Annotated in this window: 10 protein-coding genes; 1 reads left to right on the top strand and 9 read right to left on the bottom strand. The window is 44.5% G+C overall.

What is annotated here, in order from left to right; translation table 11 throughout:
- Window positions 1-3: 3 nt before the first annotated feature.
- The 4 genes from KTR06_RS05035 to KTR06_RS05020 form a co-directional block, all read right to left on the bottom strand.
- Window positions 4-1,671 (bottom strand): arylsulfatase, encoded by a 1,668-nt coding sequence (locus KTR06_RS05035; protein ID WP_217290024.1) that lies wholly within the window; start codon window positions 1,669-1,671, stop codon window positions 4-6.
- The gene (locus tag KTR06_RS05030; RefSeq protein WP_217290023.1) at window positions 1,668-2,855 is read right to left on the bottom strand and encodes a family 43 glycosylhydrolase; all 1,188 of its coding nucleotides are present in this window, start codon (window positions 2,853-2,855) and stop codon (window positions 1,668-1,670) included. The genes KTR06_RS05035 and KTR06_RS05030 overlap by 4 nt, the downstream gene beginning before the upstream one ends.
- Window positions 2,856-2,902: 47 nt before the next feature.
- The gene (locus KTR06_RS05025; protein ID WP_217290022.1) at window positions 2,903-4,456 is read right to left on the bottom strand and encodes a sulfatase; all 1,554 of its coding nucleotides are present in this window, start codon (window positions 4,454-4,456) and stop codon (window positions 2,903-2,905) included.
- A gap of 329 nt (window positions 4,457-4,785) precedes the next feature.
- Window positions 4,786-6,849: an alpha-L-arabinofuranosidase C-terminal domain-containing protein gene (locus KTR06_RS05020; protein WP_217290021.1), complete on the bottom strand. Its 2,064-nt coding sequence runs from the start codon at window positions 6,847-6,849 to the stop codon at window positions 4,786-4,788.
- A 209-nt stretch (window positions 6,850-7,058) separates the two neighbouring features.
- Between KTR06_RS05020 and KTR06_RS05015 the strand changes: the two genes are divergently transcribed.
- Window positions 7,059-11,069, top strand: a complete 4,011-nt coding sequence (locus KTR06_RS05015) for a two-component regulator propeller domain-containing protein (RefSeq protein ID WP_217290020.1) — start codon at window positions 7,059-7,061, stop codon at window positions 11,067-11,069.
- Between the two features lie 440 nt (window positions 11,070-11,509).
- Here the strand turns inward: KTR06_RS05015 and KTR06_RS05010 are convergent, their stop codons facing one another.
- Genes KTR06_RS05010 through KTR06_RS04990 form a run of 5 tightly spaced genes read right to left on the bottom strand, consistent with a single transcriptional unit; the run spans window position 11,510 to window position 22,465 of the window.
- A complete protein-coding gene (locus tag KTR06_RS05010) occupies window positions 11,510-12,412 on the bottom strand; it encodes a BT_3987 domain-containing protein (RefSeq protein ID WP_004307748.1) in 903 nt (300 codons plus the stop codon).
- A gap of 29 nt (window positions 12,413-12,441) precedes the next feature.
- Window positions 12,442-14,238, bottom strand: coding sequence for a RagB/SusD family nutrient uptake outer membrane protein (locus tag KTR06_RS05005; protein WP_134985136.1), 1,797 nt, complete (start codon window positions 14,236-14,238; stop codon window positions 12,442-12,444).
- A gap of 25 nt (window positions 14,239-14,263) precedes the next feature.
- Complete coding sequence (locus KTR06_RS05000; protein ID WP_004298636.1) at window positions 14,264-17,347, bottom strand: SusC/RagA family TonB-linked outer membrane protein; 3,084 nt, start codon at window positions 17,345-17,347, stop codon at window positions 14,264-14,266.
- Window positions 17,348-17,369: 22 nt separating this feature from the next.
- Complete coding sequence (locus KTR06_RS04995; protein ID WP_136014685.1) at window positions 17,370-19,256, bottom strand: RagB/SusD family nutrient uptake outer membrane protein; 1,887 nt, start codon at window positions 19,254-19,256, stop codon at window positions 17,370-17,372.
- Window positions 19,257-19,276: 20 nt separating this feature from the next.
- Complete coding sequence (locus tag KTR06_RS04990; protein WP_217290019.1) at window positions 19,277-22,465, bottom strand: TonB-dependent receptor; 3,189 nt, start codon at window positions 22,463-22,465, stop codon at window positions 19,277-19,279.
- Window positions 22,466-22,531 lie beyond the last annotated feature (66 nt).

Below are 22,531 nucleotides of genomic sequence, written 5' to 3'. Positions count from 1 at the left end.
GCATTAGCGGGTTTTATATTCTTTAAAATCTTTCCGTCGATTTTTATTGTAGGTATTCCATATTTTCTGGAAATACAGTACATCACTCTTGTCCGCCCATTCGAAATAGGCTGTTTCCAATTCTTTTGCCATTTCAGGATATTTGCCGATCAGGTTATGCTGTTCGGTACGGTCTTCCTTGATGTTGTACAATTCCCATTCATCTCCTTTGAAGTTGGCGGAAACCAGCTTCCAGTCACCTTTACGCACCATGCGGTTGCCTTCATGTTCCGCATAGATGTATCTTTCGGGCATCTTCTTTCCTTTCACAATCGGAAGGATAGACTGACCTGCCGTAGGCAGAATCGCTCTTCCCTGATATTCTTTCGGATAAGTGGCTCCTGCCAGTTCCACACAGGTAGACATGATATCGGAGAATTGTGCAGGCTGATGATTCAGTCCGCCTTTGTTCTTCACATGATTACCCCAGGAAATGATACATGGTGTGGAAATACCTCCTTCGTGTGCATAATGTTTATACAGCGTGAACGGCGTGCAGCAGACATTTGCCCAGCCTGTACCGTAATGATGATAGGTTCCGGGCAAACCCATTTGGTCGAGTTCTTCTCCGGTATGGGTATGGTATTCGACTCCGGTCTGTTTGTCGAAACCGAATTCGTGCCATTCGGCACAAGCTCCGTTATCGGACATAAACATGATAAACGTATTGTCCAACTCACCGTTCTTCTTCAATTCATCTACTACCCGGCCGATGTTCGCGTCCATCACATCTACCATAGCGGCAAAAATAGACATACGGCGTGCAAGATCGGTCTGCTGATCTTTCGTCAATGAGTCCCATGCCGGTAGCGGATGCGTTTCATCTTCAAACAGACTTTCGGGAACTACACCACGTGGACTAAGTGCCGGTTTGCCTTGCATGAGTTTCAGGTCAACAATCCGTTTCCAGCGGGCGTCACGAATCTTGTCCCATCCCTGCATATAGAGAGACATATATTTATCGGTCACTTCTTTCGGCGCGTGCAAAGGGAAATGGGGAGCGTTATAGGCCAGATACAGGAACAACGGTTTCTTCTCCTGATGTGCCTGGTCGATAAAGTCAATCGCATAATCCGTTATCACATTGGTAGCGTAGAAAGTTCCTTCCTCATAGTGTCTGGGCGTACGGTCTTTCGGCAAACGGGTATATACTGCCGGATTCCAGAAAGAGTTGAATCCGCCCAACAAACCGTAATACTCCTGGAAACCACGAAGAATAGGATTCGACTTATTCCCCAAATGCCACTTTCCTGACATAGCCGTAAAATATCCGGCATCTTTCAGGACTTCTGCAATCGTGACGTTGTCCGAATTGGAACGGAAACCGGAATATCCTTTCGGCCAGGCAGGATGACTGCCGTCCATGTGTCCCAATCCCGTCTGATGCGGATAAAGTCCCGTCAACAGGTTGGCACGCGACGGGCAACTACGGGCACTGTTGTACATCTGCGTCATACGGACGCCATTCTTTGCCAGTTTATCCAGTACCGGTGTATGAATCTCACCACCGAAACAGCCGAGATCGGAGAAGCCCAAATCGTCTGCCAGTATGATAATAATATTCGGCTTGTCCTGCGCATACGTCATCGGGACCAGAGCCAGGCTGCCTGCTATCAATAAAGAAGTTTTCATTTGGTATTATAATTAAAGTTGGGTTTGAATTTACCATTCTCATAGATCATCGGAATTAATCCGGGACGGCACGTCACTTTATACTCTGCCGCCTGTGCCCCACGCGGATTGAAGAACATGGTAGCCCACCAGTTTCCATCCTTATCCTGGAAAAGGTTGTTGTGTCCTCCTCCCGTGATGGCATTGTAGCGTTTGCTATAGGGACCATACACATTATCGGCTGTCGAGATGATGCAGTCGTAACTATAACGTGTCTTCGGTGAGGTTACTCCCTTTTTCTCGATATAGGTATCTCCCTCCGACGTACGGTGCGACCATATAGCCTGTACGAGGTGATATTTGTTATCATATTTGAAGATAAACGCTCCTTCAATATACGGTTCCGGATTATATTTTTTCTCTTTCAATGTTTTCAGTTCCTCGGCAAATCCGCTCATATCCGGTTTCATACGGGCGATATAATGGTTGTGCCCGACAAAGTAGACAGTGCCGTCCGTATCTTCGAACAAGCTTCCGTCGATGTTCGGGAAGATGGCTTTGTCTTTATTACCTTCGATATTCTCGTACGGTCCTTCCGGTTTTCCGGTCTTGCTCCGCAAAATGAAAGAACCTCTCCCGCCTGCCGACTCATTCATGCAGGCAACGATAAACCAGTTCTTCGCGCTTTTGATATAATGCATTTCCGGAGCCCACACTGCATGAAAGCGGTTGTCCATCGGATCACCGTTGATAGATTTCTTCTGATATTTCTCTCCCGCTTTATATACTTTCGGCTTCTTTTGCCAAGTGCCGTCTTTTTCCATCGACCATATTTGTCCTCTGACTTCCCAGGACTTCATATCTTTGGAACGCCACAGGTACAAACCGTCGTTCCAGTCCCAGCAATGTCTCTGTCCCGGAAAGTAACGATCGGGGGTAGAGGTGGTTCCTGTGATATAATAATAACCGTCGGGACCCAGCGTAGCCCAAGTGTCCCTCATCCAATAATCAAATGCTGGCTTTACAGATGTCGGAACACGTAGTTCCGGAGCGTTTGTATCTGCCGTTCCATATAACTGTGCTGATGCTGTAGAGATGGAAATAAATCCTGTAAACAAGATCAATCCTAATCGCAAAATCAATTTCATATATTTCTGTTTTATGTTTACGGATACAAAAATAGGCCGTTGCGGGGCAGACTTCATGGAATCATGTTTTTAATATCCGTAGGTATGTACAATCTTCTTATTCTTTAGTGTTCCGGGTGGAGATAATTAAATGGATTCTGTTTAAAATGGTAACGTCTTTGCGGGAGAGGCAGCGGGTCCTGCAAACGCAACTCCCATGCCAGTAAACGGGTCAGAAGTTCTGTTTGAATTTCGCTGTATTTCTTCTCGCCAAACAGATTATGAATTTCCGAAAGATCTTTCTTTAAATTATAAAGTTCTCCGTTACCATAATGATTCATGACCAGTTTCCAGTCATCCTTTCTTATCATGCGTGAGGTACCGCTTTGCGTCCAGGTGTTCAGTTCGTCGAAGTGGGCTATTTTGCCGGGAGTCAATGCTCCTTCCTGTTCAAAAGTCAAGGAGGCATCCAGTCCGACATCGGCTCCTCCGAAGCCTTGTTGTACGACCATGCTGGAAAATTCATCTTTTGGGTAAGCCTTTCCGGTCAGCATCGGCCACAAGCTACGGCCCTGAACTCCTGTCGGTATTTCGGCACCGATGGCAGAGCAGAAGGTGGGGAAAAGATCGGCTATCGATACGTGGCTATCCATAGGGGCAGACTGGTTCTTGATGTGGTATCCTGCCCATACCATCGGAATACGTGCGAGGCTTTCGGAAAGTCCGGCTCCTTTACGGATCAATCCGTATTCCCCCCAATAGTCACCATGGTCGGAGAGTACGACAAAGATGGTGTTTTCATATTGTCCGCTGGCTTTCAATGATTCGATCAGTCTCTTGATCTGATCGTCTATCAACCGGATCATTCCGATATAGTTGGCACGGATTCGAGGCATGTCTTGTTCCAGGTTCGGGCAGGACGCGTCTTCCAGTTGTGCCAGAATACGGTATTTCTCTCCTTTCTTTGCCAAATCTTTGCGGGAGGTCTTTAAGACGGGAAGCTTATCGGGGGAGAACATGGAATAATAGGGTTCACATACCTGATAAGGGTTGTGAGGTTCCGGAAAAGAAACCCATACGAAGAAAGGATTTTCTTTCTGCTGCTTAATCCATGCCAGTGCTTCGTTCACGATTTTGGTGGGATGCTGTTCTTCCAGCGAGATGGGAGATGGCTCCAACCATTGCCCCCTGGCTTGCTGATTCAGGAAACGGGCAGTCTCTTTCTCTGCGGGAGTCGTCTTTTTGTGCTTTCCCCAGTGTCCGTATTCAGACCAGAAATCAAGGTCGGCAGGTTTTAGGTAAGCGTGGTTCTTGCCGACCAATGCTGTTTTATATCCGTTTTCTTTCAATACGCCTACTAAGTCCTGTTTATAGGAAATATCGGCGATATTGTGATTCGTGCGTACGTGAGTGGCGGAAGGAAAACGCCCGGTGAACATGGAACAACGTGCCGGAGAGCTGGCCGGCATCACAGTGTATGCCTTATTGAACCATACATTCTCTTGCGCCAACCGGTCGACAAAGGGAGTCACTTCCAGCGGAAAACCTTCCCTGCCGCACAAATCGGCACGCTGCTGATCGGTCATAATAACCACAATATTCGGTTTGCCGGTTTGTGCCTGGGCTGATATTGTCAAACCTTGTATGGCAAGCCCTGTGATACAAAAGATTGCTTTCATTTTATTAATTTGCTATTTGACGATTAAAAAACTGTCTTGACTTATATCTCGGAATAGTAAATGATAATTTTACGGGGTGCCCTGAAAGGGCTTAATTATATAGCGTAGGGCAACGCTCTACGTAAAAACGGCAATCTGAATTTGCGCCCTGAAAGGGCATAATTGTATACAGTTCCGCCCTTGCAGGGCTTGTGGCTGGTGTGTCTTTTTCGTAGGGCGTTGCCCTACGCTATATAATTAAGCCCTTTCAGGGCACCCCAATAAATATATAATTGTAAGGCTTTCAGCCTAACCGATAAATTCTCATTTAACCGCTAAATTCCCATTTATCATTTCAATTTAAAACGGTATACAACCATGGAAGCGGCTTCCAATTCGAACGGCTGATTCAGGTCCAGCCCGACTTCCGTCTCTACCGGTTGGACTTCATTCGGAGCAAACGGTGTGTTCTCTTTTCCCGGAACCAGTACCAGGCTTGTTTTATGTGCCTTGACGGGACGTTTGAAGCCGGAAACTTCCGGTTGTAGAGTGACTTTTTTATCCTGCAGGTTTATCAGTTTCAGGATATATTGTTTGCTGGCCGTATCATATCCCATCGTAACAAAGATGTTCTGCAAACCTTCTATATCCTTGATCGCTGCATCCAGACACACGTCAAACGTGTTATCCCTGAACATCTTTGCCAGATAGAAGAAGGAAGTCTTTACGCTACTGTCTACTCCATTAATCAACATCGGCAGGAAGATACGGTGTTCCAGAAAGTCCCAATGCCTCATCACCGGACGTTCGGCAAACAAAGGATTCAGATCGCCGTTGCGTTCTATTGACATACGAATGGCTCCGGTAGCCAGCAGGTTATAAGGATATTTTCCGCTAATACCCAATTCGCCGATAAATAGATCGGCAACACCCCGTTTGTAGTTATCAAAACGATAATGCTGTTCGCAAGCCCATTCGATTGAGTTATAATAATGCTCATCGAACACTTTTACATTCTTCGGGTTGACAAAATTGGGAATATCTTTCCGTTTGTCGTCATTCTCTCTTCCGACTACACGGATGACACTATTGGCTATATAAACCAAGTCGGGGTATTTGGCGGACAACGCCTGATAGATTTTTTCATAACGTTCCCAATACACAGGTCCGAAATCTTCATTTCCAATCTCGATATATTTTAGCGGGAAAGGAGCAGGATGACCGTTCTTTGCCCGTTCGGCTCCCCATTTCGTAGTTGTATCACCAATAGCATACTCGATGGCATCCAACGCATCCTGGATATAAGCGTCCAGATCGACATCAATGTGTCTGAAATTCCACTGTGGACTTTGCTTCACCCAACCGCTGCAAATCATACCCGTAGGCATCACATACATCGCATCGGCTCCCACATATTCGCACAATTCATAAAACTCATGATAACCGATTCCGTCGGTACGGTAATAAGGCGCCCATTTGCTCCACTGTCCCGGACGATTTTCAATCGGTCCGAGCGTCTTTTTCCAGTGATACATCGTTTCTTCATTGACTCCGTGCACGATGCACCCGCCCGGAAAACGGATAAAGCTGGGAGAAAACTCTTTCAGGTTCTGAACAATGTCTTTACGGAATACGGATTTCCCATCGTTCCAGGTATCGGACGGGAGCAGGGAAACGACATCTATCTGAAATTGTCCTTTCGACATCGGTTGTATGGCAAACATTCCACGCCGGACGTTCTTTTCCGGTTTCAGTTCACCGGTATATTTTGTCCAGTCCCGATTCCCTACATTCACTTCGATCACATTGCTCACTCGTTGTCCCCATTCGTCAACTAGAAATACACGTAACGGAGCGGAATAATTCCTGTTCTTCAGAAACAAGGAAAGATGGTAAGACGTATCTGTCTTCAGGTTCATTCCATAATATCCACGGTTGAGAATCAGTGCATCCGAATGGTTCGCAATATCTTCCGTGACATTAACCAGCATCGAATACTTATTTTCTTCGCTCATCGGATTTTCATCCGTGCGACTGATAAATACAGGAGTATATGATAACGGATAAGTCGTCCATCCAATCAGCGGATCGGCCTGAAACACTTTTTTCTCTTTAACGCGGGGAGCCGGAACATTTTCATAAAGACCGTTCTTTACTGATAATCCGGCAGGCGGTGTAGCTTCTTCAAACGAACGGTTACGTATCAGTTCGGCGTGCAGGGCACCCTCGCCCATCATTCCTATTTCCTCATAATGAAAACCGTACTTTACGGGAGCCACTTTGTGGGTTTTCGATTTATTGATATACAACGTTCCATCGGAAGAAGACGGAGAGGAACTATTCCCATATACCAGAGGTAATGTGAAGAACAGACCGATACCCAACGTAAGGGATTTTAATGTCGGATGATTCATAGCATTGTGTTTTTAGAGTTTCACATTGCAAATGTGGTCTTTTCTATCCAAGAAAAACAGAAAAATAATGCTTAATACCTGCAATCATGTATAAAAATCTGTATCGAAGCGGCAAACTGAACATGAGTGCTGCCCGTTTGAACAATTCTACGACTGTTCAAAACAAAAAAAGACGTATCTTTAGGTCGTGAAAATCAATCAGAAAAGCCATGAGAACCACCTTACTTAAATTCGTACTCTTATTTAGTCTCGTGCTCTTAAATACAAGCTTGTCGACGGGACAGATTCAATATAATAATATACGCTTCAAACAGCTAAGTATAGCTGAAGGACTCCCGCATAATACGATCAATGCAATCACCCAGGACAACCACGGGTTCATCTGGTTTGGTACACGCAACGGATTGTGCCGATATGACGGTTATAATATCAACCTGTTCGCACATAATGAAGCCGACAGCACCTCACTCCGCCACAATTTCATCACGCGCTTATATAACGATTCGCTCCGTAACATTCTATGGATCTCTACCGATCAGGGCATCTGCAGCTATAACTACGAGACAGAAGATTTCAGTCGTTACCAGATTAAAGGGAACACTAAGGATGATGTTTGTTTCCTGAATACCAGCGATGGTGTGCTTCTGGCCGCTTGTAGCAACGGACTCTATCGCTACAATGAACAAGACAGTCTGTTCGTTCCTTTTCTTCTCGATGAAGAAAAACCTCATGTGAGATACCTTGCGGAGGACGGAGACAAAACCTTATGGATAGACACCAACAAAGGACTGATGCGATACAGTCTGGAAAAGAAACAGTTCGTTTCCCTCCCGACTCTCATCCAGCCTTTTACACAGCAATGCAACAATGCCGTCCTGATCTCGTCCAACCAGCTTTTATTTAATACTAACAACGATTTTTTCGTCTATCATATACAGAGCAATACCCTGTGTAATCTCTCGAAAGATCTTGAGGTGAAAGACTTCCGGTGTGCGGCAACCGACCATACGGGGAATATATGGGTAGGCACGGAGTATGGCATCTTTGTCTTCAACAAACTCTATCAACTGATTGCACATTACGAGCAATCAGAACGGGATTTAAGTGCGCTGAACGATTCTCCCATTTACAGCCTTTATCAGGACAAGGCTCATAATATGTGGGTGGGAACCTATTTCGGAGGAGTCAATTATTATATATTCGGTTCCGACCAGTTCCAGATATATCCATACGGAGCCAGTTTCAATCATTTGAGCGGAAAGGCTGTCCGCCAGATTATCAATGCTCCGGACAATGGTCTGTACATCGCCACCGAAGATGGCGGATTGAACTATCTGAACAATAAGAAAGAAATCACCCGTGCCGAACGGCTTCACAAGCAAATGCAAATCTACGCCAAGAACATACATTCTTTATGGCTCGACAAAGATAACAGCTTGTGGCTCGGACTGTTCCTGAAAGGAGCTCTTCACTATATACCGCATCTAAACCGCACGGTGGACTATAATCTACTGTCGGATGAGGTTTCTTCCGGCTTCTGCATCATCGAAGACAAGAACGATCATATCTGGTACGGAGGCCCTTCCGGCTTATTCCTGATCGACAAGAAGAAAGCGAACTCCCGCCCGGAAAAAATTTCATCTCTCCGTGTCTTTAACCTGGTACAGTTTAATGACAGTATCCTCTGGGCAGGAACCCGAAAAGGCAGTATATTTCAGATCAATACCCATACACTGAAAGTAACCTCGCTCCCTATCCTGCCGCATACCGATCTCTACATCACCTATATCTACCCCGATTCACATCAACGGATATGGATAGGTACAGACAACAACGGGCTTTATGTATCAGACCGCAACGGTAGCATTATCGCCTTTTACAGTAAAGAACAGTTGGGATCCAACGCCATCAAAGGTATCATTGAAGATGAGATGAGTAATGTTTGGGTAGGTACCGGAAACGGGCTTTGTTGTATCAATTCCCAAACAGGAAGCATTGACCGATATACCACGGCCGACGGATTGCCCATCAACCAGTTCAACTACTCCTCCGCCTGCAAGAAGCCTGACGGAGAATTGTATTTCGGAACTATCAACGGTATGATTTCTTTCTACCCGGAACAGGTACGCTCCGTCAATCCCCGTTTCAACATTGCACTGACTGCCATTTGGAGCAACAGCGAATATATGTCGCCCAACAATGAGAAAGCATTCATCCCTTCCTCTATCTCCGAACTGACAGAGATCACCCTGACGCACGAACAAGCCCAATCCCTGCGTCTCGAATACTCCGGACTGAATTATCAATATACCGACAACACTCAATATGCGATGAAAATGGAAGGTATCGACAAGGACTGGCAGTTCGTAGGCAACCAGCATCAGGTACGCTTCTCCAATCTGCCTTCAGGAAGATATATCTTAAAAATCAAAGCCAGCAAAGATGGTATCCACTGGGACGAAACGGGGCAAAAGGACCTTGCCATCAGAGTCCTTCCTCCCTGGTGGCTCTCGCCGGGAGCATATTTAGTTTATGCACTACTCTTCCTATTAATCATTTACGCCGCATACAGATATACCAAAACGCGTATCATCTTGCTCATGCGACTGAAAACGGAGCATGAACAGCGCGTCAACATAGAGAATATGAATCAACAGAAGATCAATTTCTTCACTTACATCTCCCATGACCTGAAAACACCGCTGACCCTGATTCTATCGCCTCTGCAACGATTGATCCAGCAGCCACAAATCAGCAACAACGATAAAGAGAAACTGGAAGTCATCTACCGAAACGCCAACCGGATGAATTATCTGATTAATGAACTATTGACGTTCAGTAAAATCGAGATGAAACAGATGCGTATCAGCGTCCGGAAGGGAGACATCATGCACTTTCTGGAAGAACTGTCGCACATCTTCGACATCGTAGCCGGAGAACGGGAAATTGACTTCATCGTCAATCTGGAAGACACCGAAGAGGAAGTCTGGTTCTCGCCTTCCAAGCTGGAACGGATTCTTTATAACTTGCTCTCAAACGCATTTAAATATACCCAACCCGGCGGATACGTCAAGTTGAGTGCCAAACTAATAAAAGAAGAGAAAGAAACATTTGTGCAAATCTCCGTCAAAGACAATGGCAGGGGGATTCCTAAAGAAGCTCAAGAACAAATATTTGAAAGTTATTACCAGGTTGAGAAGCGCGACCATCGCGAGGGATTCGGACTGGGATTATCGCTTACGCGTTCGCTCATACACATGCACAAAGGAGAAATCCGGGTAGAAAGCGAAGTCAATGAGGGTTCGGACTTTATCGTTACCCTGAATGTATCGGAGGATGCTTATGGTCCCGATGAACGCTCGTCCGAGAACATCACGACCGAAGAAATACAGAAATATAACCAGCGAATCAAGGAAACCATCGAACTCATTCCCGAAAAACTGACCAACAAAGAAAAAGATCCTGCCCGGGAATCTATTATGATTGTGGAGGACAACAAAGAAATGAATGATTACCTCGCCAGTATATTCAGCGAGAAATATGATATTATACGGGCGTATAACGGTGCAGAAGCCTGCAAGAAGATAGCCAAACAGTTGCCTAACCTCATTATATCGGACTTAATGATGCCAGTGATGGACGGATTGGAATTCACGGAACGTGTCAAGCAGGACGTAACGACCAGCCATATCCCCATTATCCTCCTGACTGCAAAGACTGATGAGAACGACCATACGGAAGGTTATCTGCGGGGAGCCGATGCGTATATCACTAAACCTTTCAACGCCAAGAATCTGGAACTGCTGGTACAGAATATCCAAAAGAGCCGGAAACAGAGTATTGAACACTTCAAACAGGCAGAAGAACTGAACATCAAGCAAATAACCAACAACCCGCGGGATGAAATATTCATGAAAGAACTGATGGAACTGATTATGGCGAACCTCACCAAGGAAGACTTCGGAGTAACGGAAATCACAGCCCATCTCCGCATCAGCCGCAGCCTGTTGCACATGAAGCTGAAATCACTCACCGGATGCTCCATCACTCAATTCATACGGACGATCAAAATGAAAGAGGCTAAAACTCATTTACTGAATGGTATGAATGTCTCCGAAGCATCATTTGCCGTCGGTATATCAGATCCGAACTACTTTACAAAGTGTTTCAAGAAAGAATTTAATATCACTCCGACAGAGTTTCTCAAACAGTTGAAATAGAAAGCAAAAGTAACTGCTTCAGAAATTCAACCTACCCTTAGACAACGTGTCAACTATTAATAGAAAAGTTCTTTTGCTCCCTTTGCAAAGATCTCTTCCCTTCATAGTAAAGTTGTCTTTGCCCTATTTCAAACTATAAACGCAAGTTCCGTTTATATAATTGCAAGCTTTGTTTTTATAAACGGAACTTGCATTTATAAAAACAAAGCTTGCAATTATAGTTTGGAATGAAGAAAAAGGAAGTTATCCAACCGGCAAAAAGAAGTTTGGTCTATATCAAAAGGAAGTTAGCTATTAATAGCCAACAGGGCAAGTAGGTATATATTGTAAATCAACTACGCCCAACAGAAAAAGATATCGCCGGTAATTAATCTGCAACATTCACTGATGTAGCTAATTACCGGCGAGCAATAGAAATCTATAATCAACTCATACCTATTCTACCATTCCTGGAAGCGTAAATCAGCTTCCGGATTCTGACGACGAATCAGTTCCTCGTCAACCTGATAAGTGACGCCACCTTTCGTGTACTTATAAGAAAGGGTAAACTTAGGCTGTTTCCCTACAAATTCCAATGATTCGGCTGCAGGATCTAATGTGGCGGATGCATCTGTGATAGCGACGCTTCCTCCGGCTTCAATATTGACGCTTCCATCCGGATTGACTGTCAGATTCACCGACTCATTGTTTTCCAATGTGTTTCCGAAACCCGGTCTGCGTACTTTGTTTCTACCTAACGAAACAAAGTCGCGGGTCATATTCTGACTCAAATCCTTGTTACTGTATTCAGTAACCTGCTGGGTAGACAAATTGGTAACTTTTCCTTTCACAAAGTAGGTACCATGATACTGGCTGACAAATTTGACAACTACAATACTGTAATCCTTCAAATTACCATTCACATCAGTACTAATTTCATCCTGATTATGATCGACCAACCGGAAAGGGATTGCATAGTGCTTGTTCAAAGCAGCATTGTCTTCATAGAAAGCATCGGAGAAAGTCACTTTCACATCTGCGATTGCCAGGTTCGGGTTGCTGATCGTCATCTTGTTCGGATTAGCCAACTGATAATAGTTTTCCGGCATTAGTGTCAAGCCCGTACCATCCAATAAAGACGGATCGATCTCGAATGTAGCCCAATCATCGGTATGCACCTCTCTTTTACCGCCAATAGCCACTCCTACCTTTATCGACATATCTGTATCGGCTACCAGTGTCCGCAAAGGTTTTTGCGAAGCAAAGTACACAGAACTCTCATCGTAGTCCTTTTCATAATCGTCATAACAAGCAGTCATCAGAACGCTTATCAGCCCTATCCATAATATATTTAGTCTTTTCATTGTAAATAAGTATTTATATCAACAGCACGTTATTCCCAACCCTGATTATTCATTAGATTCTTATTCTTTTCCAGCTCTGCATACGGTAATGGCATGAAATAGTTTTTCACTTCATATTTCCGTTGTTCCACTTTCTGTACTTTGAAGCTGAATGTGCCATCTTCATTGCGGGTAACGGCAACACCCTCCACCTCTTCGTTCAACGGTAATACCCAACGACGCATATCAAAATAACGATGATTCTCGAAAGTAAATTCCAAGCGACGTTCGTTCTGAATCAACTTTCTGAACGAGTCCTTACTTTGAGCCATTTCATCCAGATAAAGATCAAAATTGATACCCCCGGCTTGCGAACGGATTGTTTTCAATATTTCGTATGCAGAATACAGGCATCCTTCGGCTTTCACCATCGGGTTGCCCCAAGCCTCATTGGCAGCTTCGGCAAAGTTAAGAAGAACTTCCGATTTCCGTAACAAAGGATTGTAATGAACCGAGTTTAACGTCTGAATCGGATTCAGCATAGCCGATTTCTTGGAAACGAATTTAGCCAGATAATAACCCGTACGTGTAGCATTCTCACTAAACGAAGGAGAATCTTTTCCACCCTCGGACATATCCAACGGCTGACCGGAATCGCCAAATGTAGCACTATGATAGTAGACATTCAGCGCAAAGCGATTATCCAGTACGGCATAAAGCTGCGTCAGATCGAAATCAGGATCAGACAGATCGACACCGGAACGAACATCGGTTGCCGGATAACCATTCTTCGCATAAAAAGCCTTTACCAGATTATGAGAAGGAGTGGCACGGGCACTTCCGTAGTAGAACGGCGGGAAATGAAGGCCTTCCAACAGGTTATTATTAAAATATCTGCGGAAAGCATAATCGGAACTTTCCGTCTGAACATCGGCAATGGAGGAAGCCGTAACAGGAACATAAGTTCCGAAACCTTCCATGCCCAGAATCTTATTGATCTCTTTGGCTACCGCTTCCCATTTTGCTTGGTAAACCGTAGGGTTCAGTATTTCGAATTGTCCCATGCCGGTGATCTTCGTCACGTCATCATCCTGCATGGCAGGGCTTGCGCTATATAAAAGCGCACGACTTTTCAGAACAGCTGCCGCCGCTTTCGTGGCACGACCGATTTGTGTATTACCGAACTCCAAGTCATCTCCCTGATACACGTTCGGCAATAACTCGATGGCATTATTCAAATCGTTGACGATAAAATCGACTGTTGCCTGATAAGTAGGACGAAGAAATTCACCGTTCTGCGCGGCCTCATCCTGCGAAATAAAATGATCTGCCAACGGAATACCCAACGCTTTTCCATTCTTCGCCTTTCCGCCGTACATCTTCAATAGCTCAAAATGCCACCATGCACGCAGGAAATACGATTCACCTTCCAGACGCAGCTTGATTTGCTTGTCCACTTCCGGGTCGGTGCGGTTGTACTGCACTTGGTCGGTTAAGCCGTTTTCGAGGAAAGAGTTTACATAGTTCAGCATGTTGTACGCATTACTCCAGTTTCCGATTGGGTTGTTAAACGCTGTCATCCCACCCATATTTAATTTATAGACAGAAGAGCTGCGCAGATTAGTCACTGCATTATCGGTAGCACAATCCAGAAAGTTATCTTCAAAACAATCCGGACGGTTGGCTATGCCATTATAAGCTTTATATAGTACGCCTTGAGCAAGTTCCGGCACTCTCCAGGTATCAGAGTCTCCGATCTGCCATGTCACCTTTGTATCCAATGTGTCGTCACAAGCACAAAAGAGAAACAGACCTGCTAAAACGCAACTTCCTAATATATGTTTCATATTGCCATCTATTAATTGTTCAAAATTAAAATACAAAAGAGACTCCGCCTGTAAAAGTACGCGTCACCGGGTAGTTTGTCACACCGGCATTCAGCAATTCAGGATCCAAATCTTTCACGGAAGAAAGCACAAACAAATTTGCACCACGAGCGAAAACCTTCATCTTCTTCACGACCGAACTTGGGGAGAACTGATTGAACGTGTAGCTCAATTCAACATTCTTCATACGGAAGAAGCTTGTATTCTTCAACCAGAAAGAAGAATTGCGGAAATTGTTCTCACCGGCAGTGGTTGTCAGGCGCGGATAACTTCCGGTCGGATTGTTTGCCGGATGATAACGGTCTAATGCCAGTTTGGAGTATTTACCTTCTCCATTATTCCAGTAATAAGCATTCGTTGCCCAAGTGTGAACGCCCAGTTCGGAATATCCCTGAAGATACAATCCCCAGCCTTTGTAACTTACATTGAAGTCAATGCCCAATGTAGTACGTGGGAATGAGTTTCCGAGTTCCTTTACGTCACGACCGTCAATGATCTTATCGCCGTTCAGGTCTTTGTAGGCGATGTCGCCTTCCTGATAATCGGCAAACGTCTGGGGGGCATGTCCGTTGATGGCTACATCTTTGCCAAATAATCCTTCGGCAACCAGTCCCATCATAGCATCGGTAGAACGCCCCACTGTGTAACGGTATTCTTCACCATGCTTCACCTGGTTCCATTTCAATACTTTATTCTTAGACCATACGAAATTGGCTCCTACCGAATAAGCCCAGTCGTTGATACGGTCGCTCCAAGTGAACATTCCTTCTATACCGTGATTCAAGACAGAGCCCATGTTGTCCTGGTAGGTAAAGTTACCAGTATAATCCCCGTAAGAGGCATCAACAGAACCAATGATGTCCGTATGTTTCTCACGGAAATAGTTTATTTCGGTATATAAGCGGTTATTCAGGAACAGGCCTTCCACACCAATGTTCCATTCTGCTGCCTTTTCCCATTTCAGGTTCGGATTGCCCGCACGGACAAAAGTGGAATAGTAAGCCGTAGCGCCATTGTTCGTTGTTCCGAACCGGAAGCTGCCGTCTTGCGACCAGGCACGTTCATACAATAAATGTTCCGTGCTTCTGTCATAGCCCAATATACCGGCGCTGGTTTTCAGTTTCAGGAAGTTCACGTATTCATTGTCTTTCAGGAAATCTTCATTGCTTAGAATCCAGGCTAGGCCGCCTGCTGCCGAGAAGAAGTATTTATCTCCCGATTTGAAACGGTTGCTTCCCATCAATGCCATGTCGGCTTCCACAGCATAGCGGTGGTCATACATATAGTTCAGACGCAATGCGTAGTTTGCATTGATGATGTCTTGGGTCACTCCCTGATTCGTTGTTTTCGAGTACATGTAAGTCAGCCGTGCCGATACATCATGCTTTTGGTTGAATGTATTCTCGTATGCGGCAAAGGCATTCCAACCCAATGTCTGCTGCAAGGTAGTCGACTTCCGGCTTTGTGAAGTGGCTACATCTGTTTTCTTCATCTGGGTGTACATAATTTGTTCCTCACCGGCAAAGTCACGATATGTCTTGATGGCATACGTCGGATAGACTTTGCTCAAAGAGAGTTGCAGGTAATCATAGTTGTCGAAAGAAAGGAAAGCACCGGCTTTCAATCCTTTTGTCAGCATATCAAGATCAAATTTCAAACCGATATTGGTCTGGCTGCGTGTATAACGCTCATCCGTATATCCTCCGTACATCGTTTCCGCGTATGCATTCATCGGACGCAACAGACTTGCGCCAAACAAGGGAATCCCGTCCGAGCTGGCTAGTCCGGTTTCTTCCGGTGACATAGTCAGCGGGTATTCATTCGGACGATGCGTAGACAGGGCCGTAAATACCTGACCACAGTCCAATTGCCCCCATTTACGCATTTCCATACGTCCGGCAACGTCTGCGGATATAGTCAGGAAATCCGTTACATTGAAGTCGAGGTTTCCGCGAAGAGTCAGGCGGTGCAATTGCGGAGTATAGGTGACGTCTTCAAATCCGCTACCTCCTACATATCCGGCAATCAGGGCATAACGCACTCTGTCGGTACCACCCGTCATATCGAACGATACTTTCCGATAATTGGCATTTTTGTTCAACAACTGATCGTACAGATCGACGTTCGGATACAATAGGTCATTGACTCCTTTGGAGTTTTTATATCCTTCCAGTTGTTTCTGATTATAGTAAGGAGTCAGTCCGTCGTTTGCACGCGCTTCATTATACAGATTAGCATACTGATAAGAATTCAGGAAATCAGGAGTACGCGTCATCTGTACCACACCTGCTTCGGCGGTTGCGTTATAAATGCGGCGGTTGGCCTTTCCTCTGCGGGTAGTCACCCAAAGTACGCCATTCGCAGCACGTGCCCCATAAAGAATCTTGGCAGTGGCATCTTTCAGCAACTCGATACGTTCGATTTCTTCAGGAATCAAATCCGCTGCCGGACGTTCCACACCATCGATGATAACAATAGCTGTATTCTCCGACATGCCATGCTGGCCACGGATAAATAAATCAGGCGTATTATTACCCAATCCGCTGACTGTGGAGCGAACTTGCAGACCTAACATTTTACCTTGCAGCATATTAGTCAGCGTCAAATCAGGGAAGGTTCCAAACTGTCCGTTCTCCAGTACGCTCGTTGCGCCTACTTCATTCCCTTTATACGTCTTGCCACCATCGGCTCTATTCACCAACGATTCTTCGGTCAGGAACAGAGGCTCTTTCTTCAGGACAATCTTTTCAGGAACGATATTGCTGCCTGTCAGCTTATACACTTTATCTTCATATCCCAAAGCCTCCACCATGACGGTTGCGTCATTCTCGACCTTCGTCTGAAAACGTCCCTTTGCATCTGTATATAGAACGACTGCGCCTTCTCCACAAATGATAGAAACATTCTTCAACGGGCTACCTTTCTCGTCGGTAACAATAGAAACTACTTCCACCAAAGGCTTCTTCGCCGACTTTCTCTTTGATTTATTCTGTGCGAAAGTCAGGCTAGAGCCAACGATAAGGACAAATATGAGCCCTATCAGTCTTATATATCTAATCTTGTTTCTCATATACTTTTCTTTATTTTAGGTATCACCATCCGGGGTTCTGTTGAAGATTATCCAAAGCCGCCACTTCATCCATCGGTAGCGGATACCAATAATTACGCTTGTTAAACGTCCGCACGGCTGTCCTCACCGGAACATACTCGTAAGTAAAGTCGGTCAACTTATAAGTGCAGGCTTTTTCCACTTTCAACTGGTCGGCCGTATAAGAATGATTGATCGGGGTTGCTTTAACGCCCATGATTGGATATTCACCCTTAAACAGGTCTTCAGCAATCATCCAACGACGGATATCATACCAGCGATGTCCTTCGAACATCAATTCCACACCACGTTCCCGACGATAAGCTTCTCTAAAGTCAACTCCATCCGGCAATTCACCGATTCCGGCTCTTACGCGGATTTTATTCAAAGCCTGACGGGCCGACATCGTACAACCCGTAACGACTGCATCCGGATCACCTGTCGCTTCGTATGAAGCCTCTGCCATATCCAGATAAACTTGTGAAACACGAATGTACACAGCCACCAAACGATATAATTGGAAACCAGCTTCGCCAAACAAAGGTACACTTGCTTCCGGCCAAATGAACTTCTTACACATATATCCGGTCTGTTGAGAGCCTCTCGTAAACTGATTGGTAGAAATGAAGTTCTCGGAGTAACCGCCCGAATAAGTAGTCAGATAATAAGGAACACCCTGTAAATTCTTTCCCCATTGCTCACCAGGCACGAGGATATTATTCGTAAAGCGAGGGTCTCTATCCGAGTAAGGATTGGTAGTCTTTACCGCATCATAACCGGAACGCGGATCAGTGATCGGATAGTAGTTGCCGTCAGCTCCCTTGCGTTCGTACATATCTACCGCATTTTGTGTCGGAGCATTATAAGGAGTACCTTCGGCACCGGTTTTATTATCGTATGGTTGTGTCAGCCATTGCGCTCTGACGAAAGCCGACCAGTTGCCATGATGCCAACGCAGGAACCATAAGTATTCCGGCTGTGCGAATTGATTGGAATTAGGCATTAATTGAATACTACGATATTCGTCGTGATTCATCAAGCGATAATATTCGTGACTTTCAATAGCATTGATCGCCTTTTGCGCACTACGGGCAGCTTCGGCAGCCATCTCTTTTCCATATCCTTTGTTTTCAATAGAATTCAAGTCGTTCTGCATCAAAGGGCTGGCAGCATAAAGCTGTGTCATCGCTTTTAATGCCATGGCACTTACTCTGTCAGGCCGTCCATGTTCCTCGTCAGGCCAGCTTATAGGTAAATATTCAATGGCTTTATCCAAGTCTGTCTGCATCCAAGCATTGGATTCCTGATAAGTTTTACGGGGAAAGTCAAAGTCGTCCGATGCTCCCCAAAGCTGGTCAAAGATGGGCATTCCGCCATATCGTTTGATAATCTCAAAATAGAAGTAGGCACGCAGAAAATGAGCCTGTCCCAACAGTTTTCTCCTTTGGTCGTCTGTGATGGATTTCACTTGATCTACTCCGCTAATTACACGGTTCACGATACGAAGTCCGGTATAAGCACGAGAAATAGCACTTTTGAAATTCTTCCCATCACTTTTACTTCCTATTTCGAAACGTGTACCGGCATTCTCCAGCCAGTTACCTGCATTGACAAACTTCGACGGATCATCATCACGGACGGACGCATATTCATCCGACAAATTGCCTACCGTTACGTATGTATTCGAATAAGAGTTGATACCATGTGTAAAGATTAATATATCATCATTTTGAAAGATGCGGTCCATGAACCCTAACAAACTGCTATAATCTTTATAAACATCATCTTCGGAAAGTCCGTCATCGGGAGAGCGGTCCAGATAGTCCTCACAACTTCCTACAAACAGACCCAACAGAATGATCCATATCCAATTCAACTTATGTTTTCTCATATCAGTAAATTTAAAGTGTCTCATAATCCTAATCTAAAACCAATGTTATAACGTCTCACCATCGGATAAACATTCTGTCCCGAATGTTCGGGGTCACGGCGGGAATCACCTTTCGAGAACGTCAACAGATTGCTGCCATTAACATATATTTGCAATTTTGTCAGACGCAAAGGCTGCAACCAACGTTTTGGAATCTGATAATTCACTTCCAGGTTCTTCAAACGAAGATAAGCATGGTTGGTATATGTGTATGTACTGGCCACTGAATTATAACTTCTCTGAACATGAATACTGGGGCGAACCGGACCGCTTTGAATCGAAGCATCGGCTGTCCATGTATTCAACGTATTCGGTTGAGCCTTGATATTACCTTCCGGGAAGTCCCATAAATAGGAAGGAATTGCTTCTTTATAAACATCCATAGCACTGTACCACAACATATTGAATCCGATTCCTTTGTAAGAACCTCCCAATGTAAATCCGAGGGTAGTGGTCGGATAGTTCAGGTTTTTCATCGGAACCATATCCTTAGCATCAATCATGCCGTCACCATTATAATCGATGTAATACAAGTCTCCTGGAATCAATGTATTATGTGTACCATTGGCAATAGTGGACTGCGCCGAGTTATAAATATCATCCAATGACTGGAAGTTTCCTGTTGCCAGGTATTTGTTCACATATCCGATTGACTTTCCGGCTTTTTTCAAATATTCGCTCTGGTTCTTCGGATCATCAATAAAAACGACACGATTCTCACTGGTTGCAAAATTAAACTTCGCGTAATAATTAAACTTTCCAATATGGTCGTTCCAGGCAATATCCAGTTCAAGACCGTGATTTTTAGTCTTACCCAGATTCACCTGCGGAAAAGCAATACCACTATCGGCCCATGACGGAATCGTATTACGTGTCATCAGAATATTATTACGCTTTTCGTCGAACAAATCCACAGTAAAGTTTAATTTACCCCACAAACCTATTTCGATACCGATATTCTGCTTGATAGATTCTTCCCAAGTAGCGTCGGGATCGGCCAATTTTCCTTCTTTGTATAAAGGTCCCCAGTTACTGGTCTGATATTTACCAAACTGCGCATTGGCAGATAGTTGCTCAAACTTCTGAATATAGTTGAAACGGGTAGCACCTTTATCATTACCAACTACTCCATACGAATAGCGCACTTTCAGGTTGGTCAGTACACCTTTGGTCAATTTCTTTACCCATGGTTCTTCACTGATACGCCAACCAATAGAGGCAGAGGGGAAGAATCCGAAACGGCGTCCCGGAGCAAATTTTTCCGAACCAGTGTAGGCACCGTTAAATTCAGCAAGATAACGCTCTTTGAAGTTGTAAGTGACACGGCCTACCCAGTCTTCTTCGTAAGCCGGGAAGTTCATCACACCCGAATTAGCAGTATTGGTTGATTCGTTCATCTTACGGTTAAATACAAATAAGGCACTTACATCGTGATCGCCAAACTGGCGACTATAATTCAATGCTAATTCGTAATAAAGTTTACGTCCGTAAGCCTTGAAACCGTCATAAACACCACCAACAGGCAAATCTCCGGGAGCATTTTCATCCGGATAGCGTTTCTCGGTATAATTATAAGTAATTGTTCCGTCAGCATTATAAATAGGATTGGCGTAATCATACACACGATTAATACGAATATGTGTACGTTGGGCAACCAAATCGTCTTTACCTAAAATCTTACCCGGCATGATCTGGGTAGTCCATGAAGAAGAAGTAGTGTAAGACAATGATGCTTTCAATGACAGTCCCTTTGTAATAAAGTCCAGCTTCTGATTCAAGATTACATCGTAGAAACCTTGATGTTGCTTAATATTACGACTACCTCCTTCGTTCATCAGACAGGCTATATTTTGATCGGAGCTTAACCCGTCTCCCCATATTCCATTACTATATTTAATCGGAAATTCATTACTTGGAGCCGTAAAGAACGTTTTAAAAAAACGTTCATCCGGAGAATCGACATTCTCATAATAAGACGGTTGGTTCTGATAACCCATCTTACCGGCCACATTGAACGAAAGTTTAGTAGTACTTGTGATATTGAAGTCGAAATTACTACGCCAGTTATAACGACGGTAAGAGAAGGAAGGATCGAAATCCTCTTGTTTGGTAGTATTAAAAATATCTCCGTCATGCAAATAACCCAAAGATACGAAATAACTCATTTTCTTCGTACCACCACGTACATTAAGATTATAAGCCTGTTCATAACCTACATTCTTTACCAGTTCTTTCCACCAGTCCACTTCGGGAAAGACATCGTTATATGGACCGTAATTTCCGGTAGCATACGCATTTTCCCATGCGGTAATGGTAGATTCGGGAACCATTGCTCCCCAGTTACCATCATTAGCCTGGGCTCTGTTATACTGTTTCATAGAGGTCACATAGTCAGACCATTCAGGAGCAGCAGAAGGTTGTTTAAAACCGAAGTTAGCTGTGAATGAGATTTCCGGTTTCTGTTCGAGTCCGCGTTTGGTTGTCAACAAGATAACGCCGTTCGCACCTTTCACACCGTAAACCGCAGTTGCCGAAGCGTCTTTCAGTACAGAAATAGATTCGATTTCGTTCACATCGACATCGTTGAAGTCACGTTCGATACCATCCACTAATACCAGTGGCTCCGCTTCTCCCCAGGTAGACTTACCACGAATCAATAAAGAAGCCTTATCGGCTCCCGGCTTTGAAGTGGAATTGATGGCAACCACACCCGGCATCTGACCTTGCAAGGCTTCGGAAACGGAGTTCACGCTACCTATCTTTAATAAATCATCTCCTTTTGCAGTAGCAATGGAACCGACACTGGATACCTTTTTCTGTACACCGTATCCAACCACTACTACTTCTTCCAGTGTCTCCGTATCTTCTCCTAAAGAGATTACTCCTAAAGTCGTTTTATTCTTTAAATCCAGTTCCAGAGTTTTATAACCCACATAAGAAATGACAAGTATGTCTCCTTTCGATGCCTTCACAGTAAAATTACCGTCAAAATCAGTAATCGTACCGCTTCCCGTACCTTTCACGCGAACACTGACGCCAATCATCGGTTCACCAGATACTGCATCCTTCACTTGTCCCTTCCAATAATCTTGTTGTGCCTGCACGTCCAGCGCACAAAACAAAAAGCAACAAAGACATAAGAAAGAAAAATAAAGTCTGTCTCTTTTCATAAACATTATTTTTAACTGTTAACAAATTCTTTATCTCAAGACACAAATTAAGCGGGAAAATCTTCA

Source organism: Bacteroides sp. MSK.20.12 (genome assembly GCF_019052435.1).
Taxonomy (GTDB): Bacteria; Bacteroidota; Bacteroidia; order Bacteroidales; family Bacteroidaceae; genus Bacteroides; species Bacteroides xylanisolvens.
Note: the sequence above shows the minus strand (reverse complement) of the source record. Positions and strands in the feature narration are given on the sequence as shown.

Coding starts and splice junctions, on each gene's coding strand:
- KTR06_RS05035 (WP_217290024.1), bottom strand. CDS start 1,671: ATGAAAACTTCTTTATTGATAGCAGGCAGCCTGGCTCTGGTCCCGATG.
- KTR06_RS05030 (WP_217290023.1), bottom strand. CDS start 2,855: ATGAAGTCTGCCCCGCAACGGCCTATTTTTGTATCCGTAAACATAAAA.
- KTR06_RS05025 (WP_217290022.1), bottom strand. CDS start 4,456: ATGAAAGCAATCTTTTGTATCACAGGGCTTGCCATACAAGGTTTGACA.
- KTR06_RS05020 (WP_217290021.1), bottom strand. CDS start 6,849: ATGAATCATCCGACATTAAAATCCCTTACGTTGGGTATCGGTCTGTTC.
- KTR06_RS05015 (WP_217290020.1), top strand. CDS start 7,059: ATGAGAACCACCTTACTTAAATTCGTACTCTTATTTAGTCTCGTGCTC.
- KTR06_RS05010 (WP_004307748.1), bottom strand. CDS start 12,412: ATGAAAAGACTAAATATATTATGGATAGGGCTGATAAGCGTTCTGATG.
- KTR06_RS05005 (WP_134985136.1), bottom strand. CDS start 14,238: ATGAAACATATATTAGGAAGTTGCGTTTTAGCAGGTCTGTTTCTCTTT.
- KTR06_RS05000 (WP_004298636.1), bottom strand. CDS start 17,347: ATGAGAAACAAGATTAGATATATAAGACTGATAGGGCTCATATTTGTC.
- KTR06_RS04995 (WP_136014685.1), bottom strand. CDS start 19,256: ATGAGAAAACATAAGTTGAATTGGATATGGATCATTCTGTTGGGTCTG.
- KTR06_RS04990 (WP_217290019.1), bottom strand. CDS start 22,465: ATGAAAAGAGACAGACTTTATTTTTCTTTCTTATGTCTTTGTTGCTTT.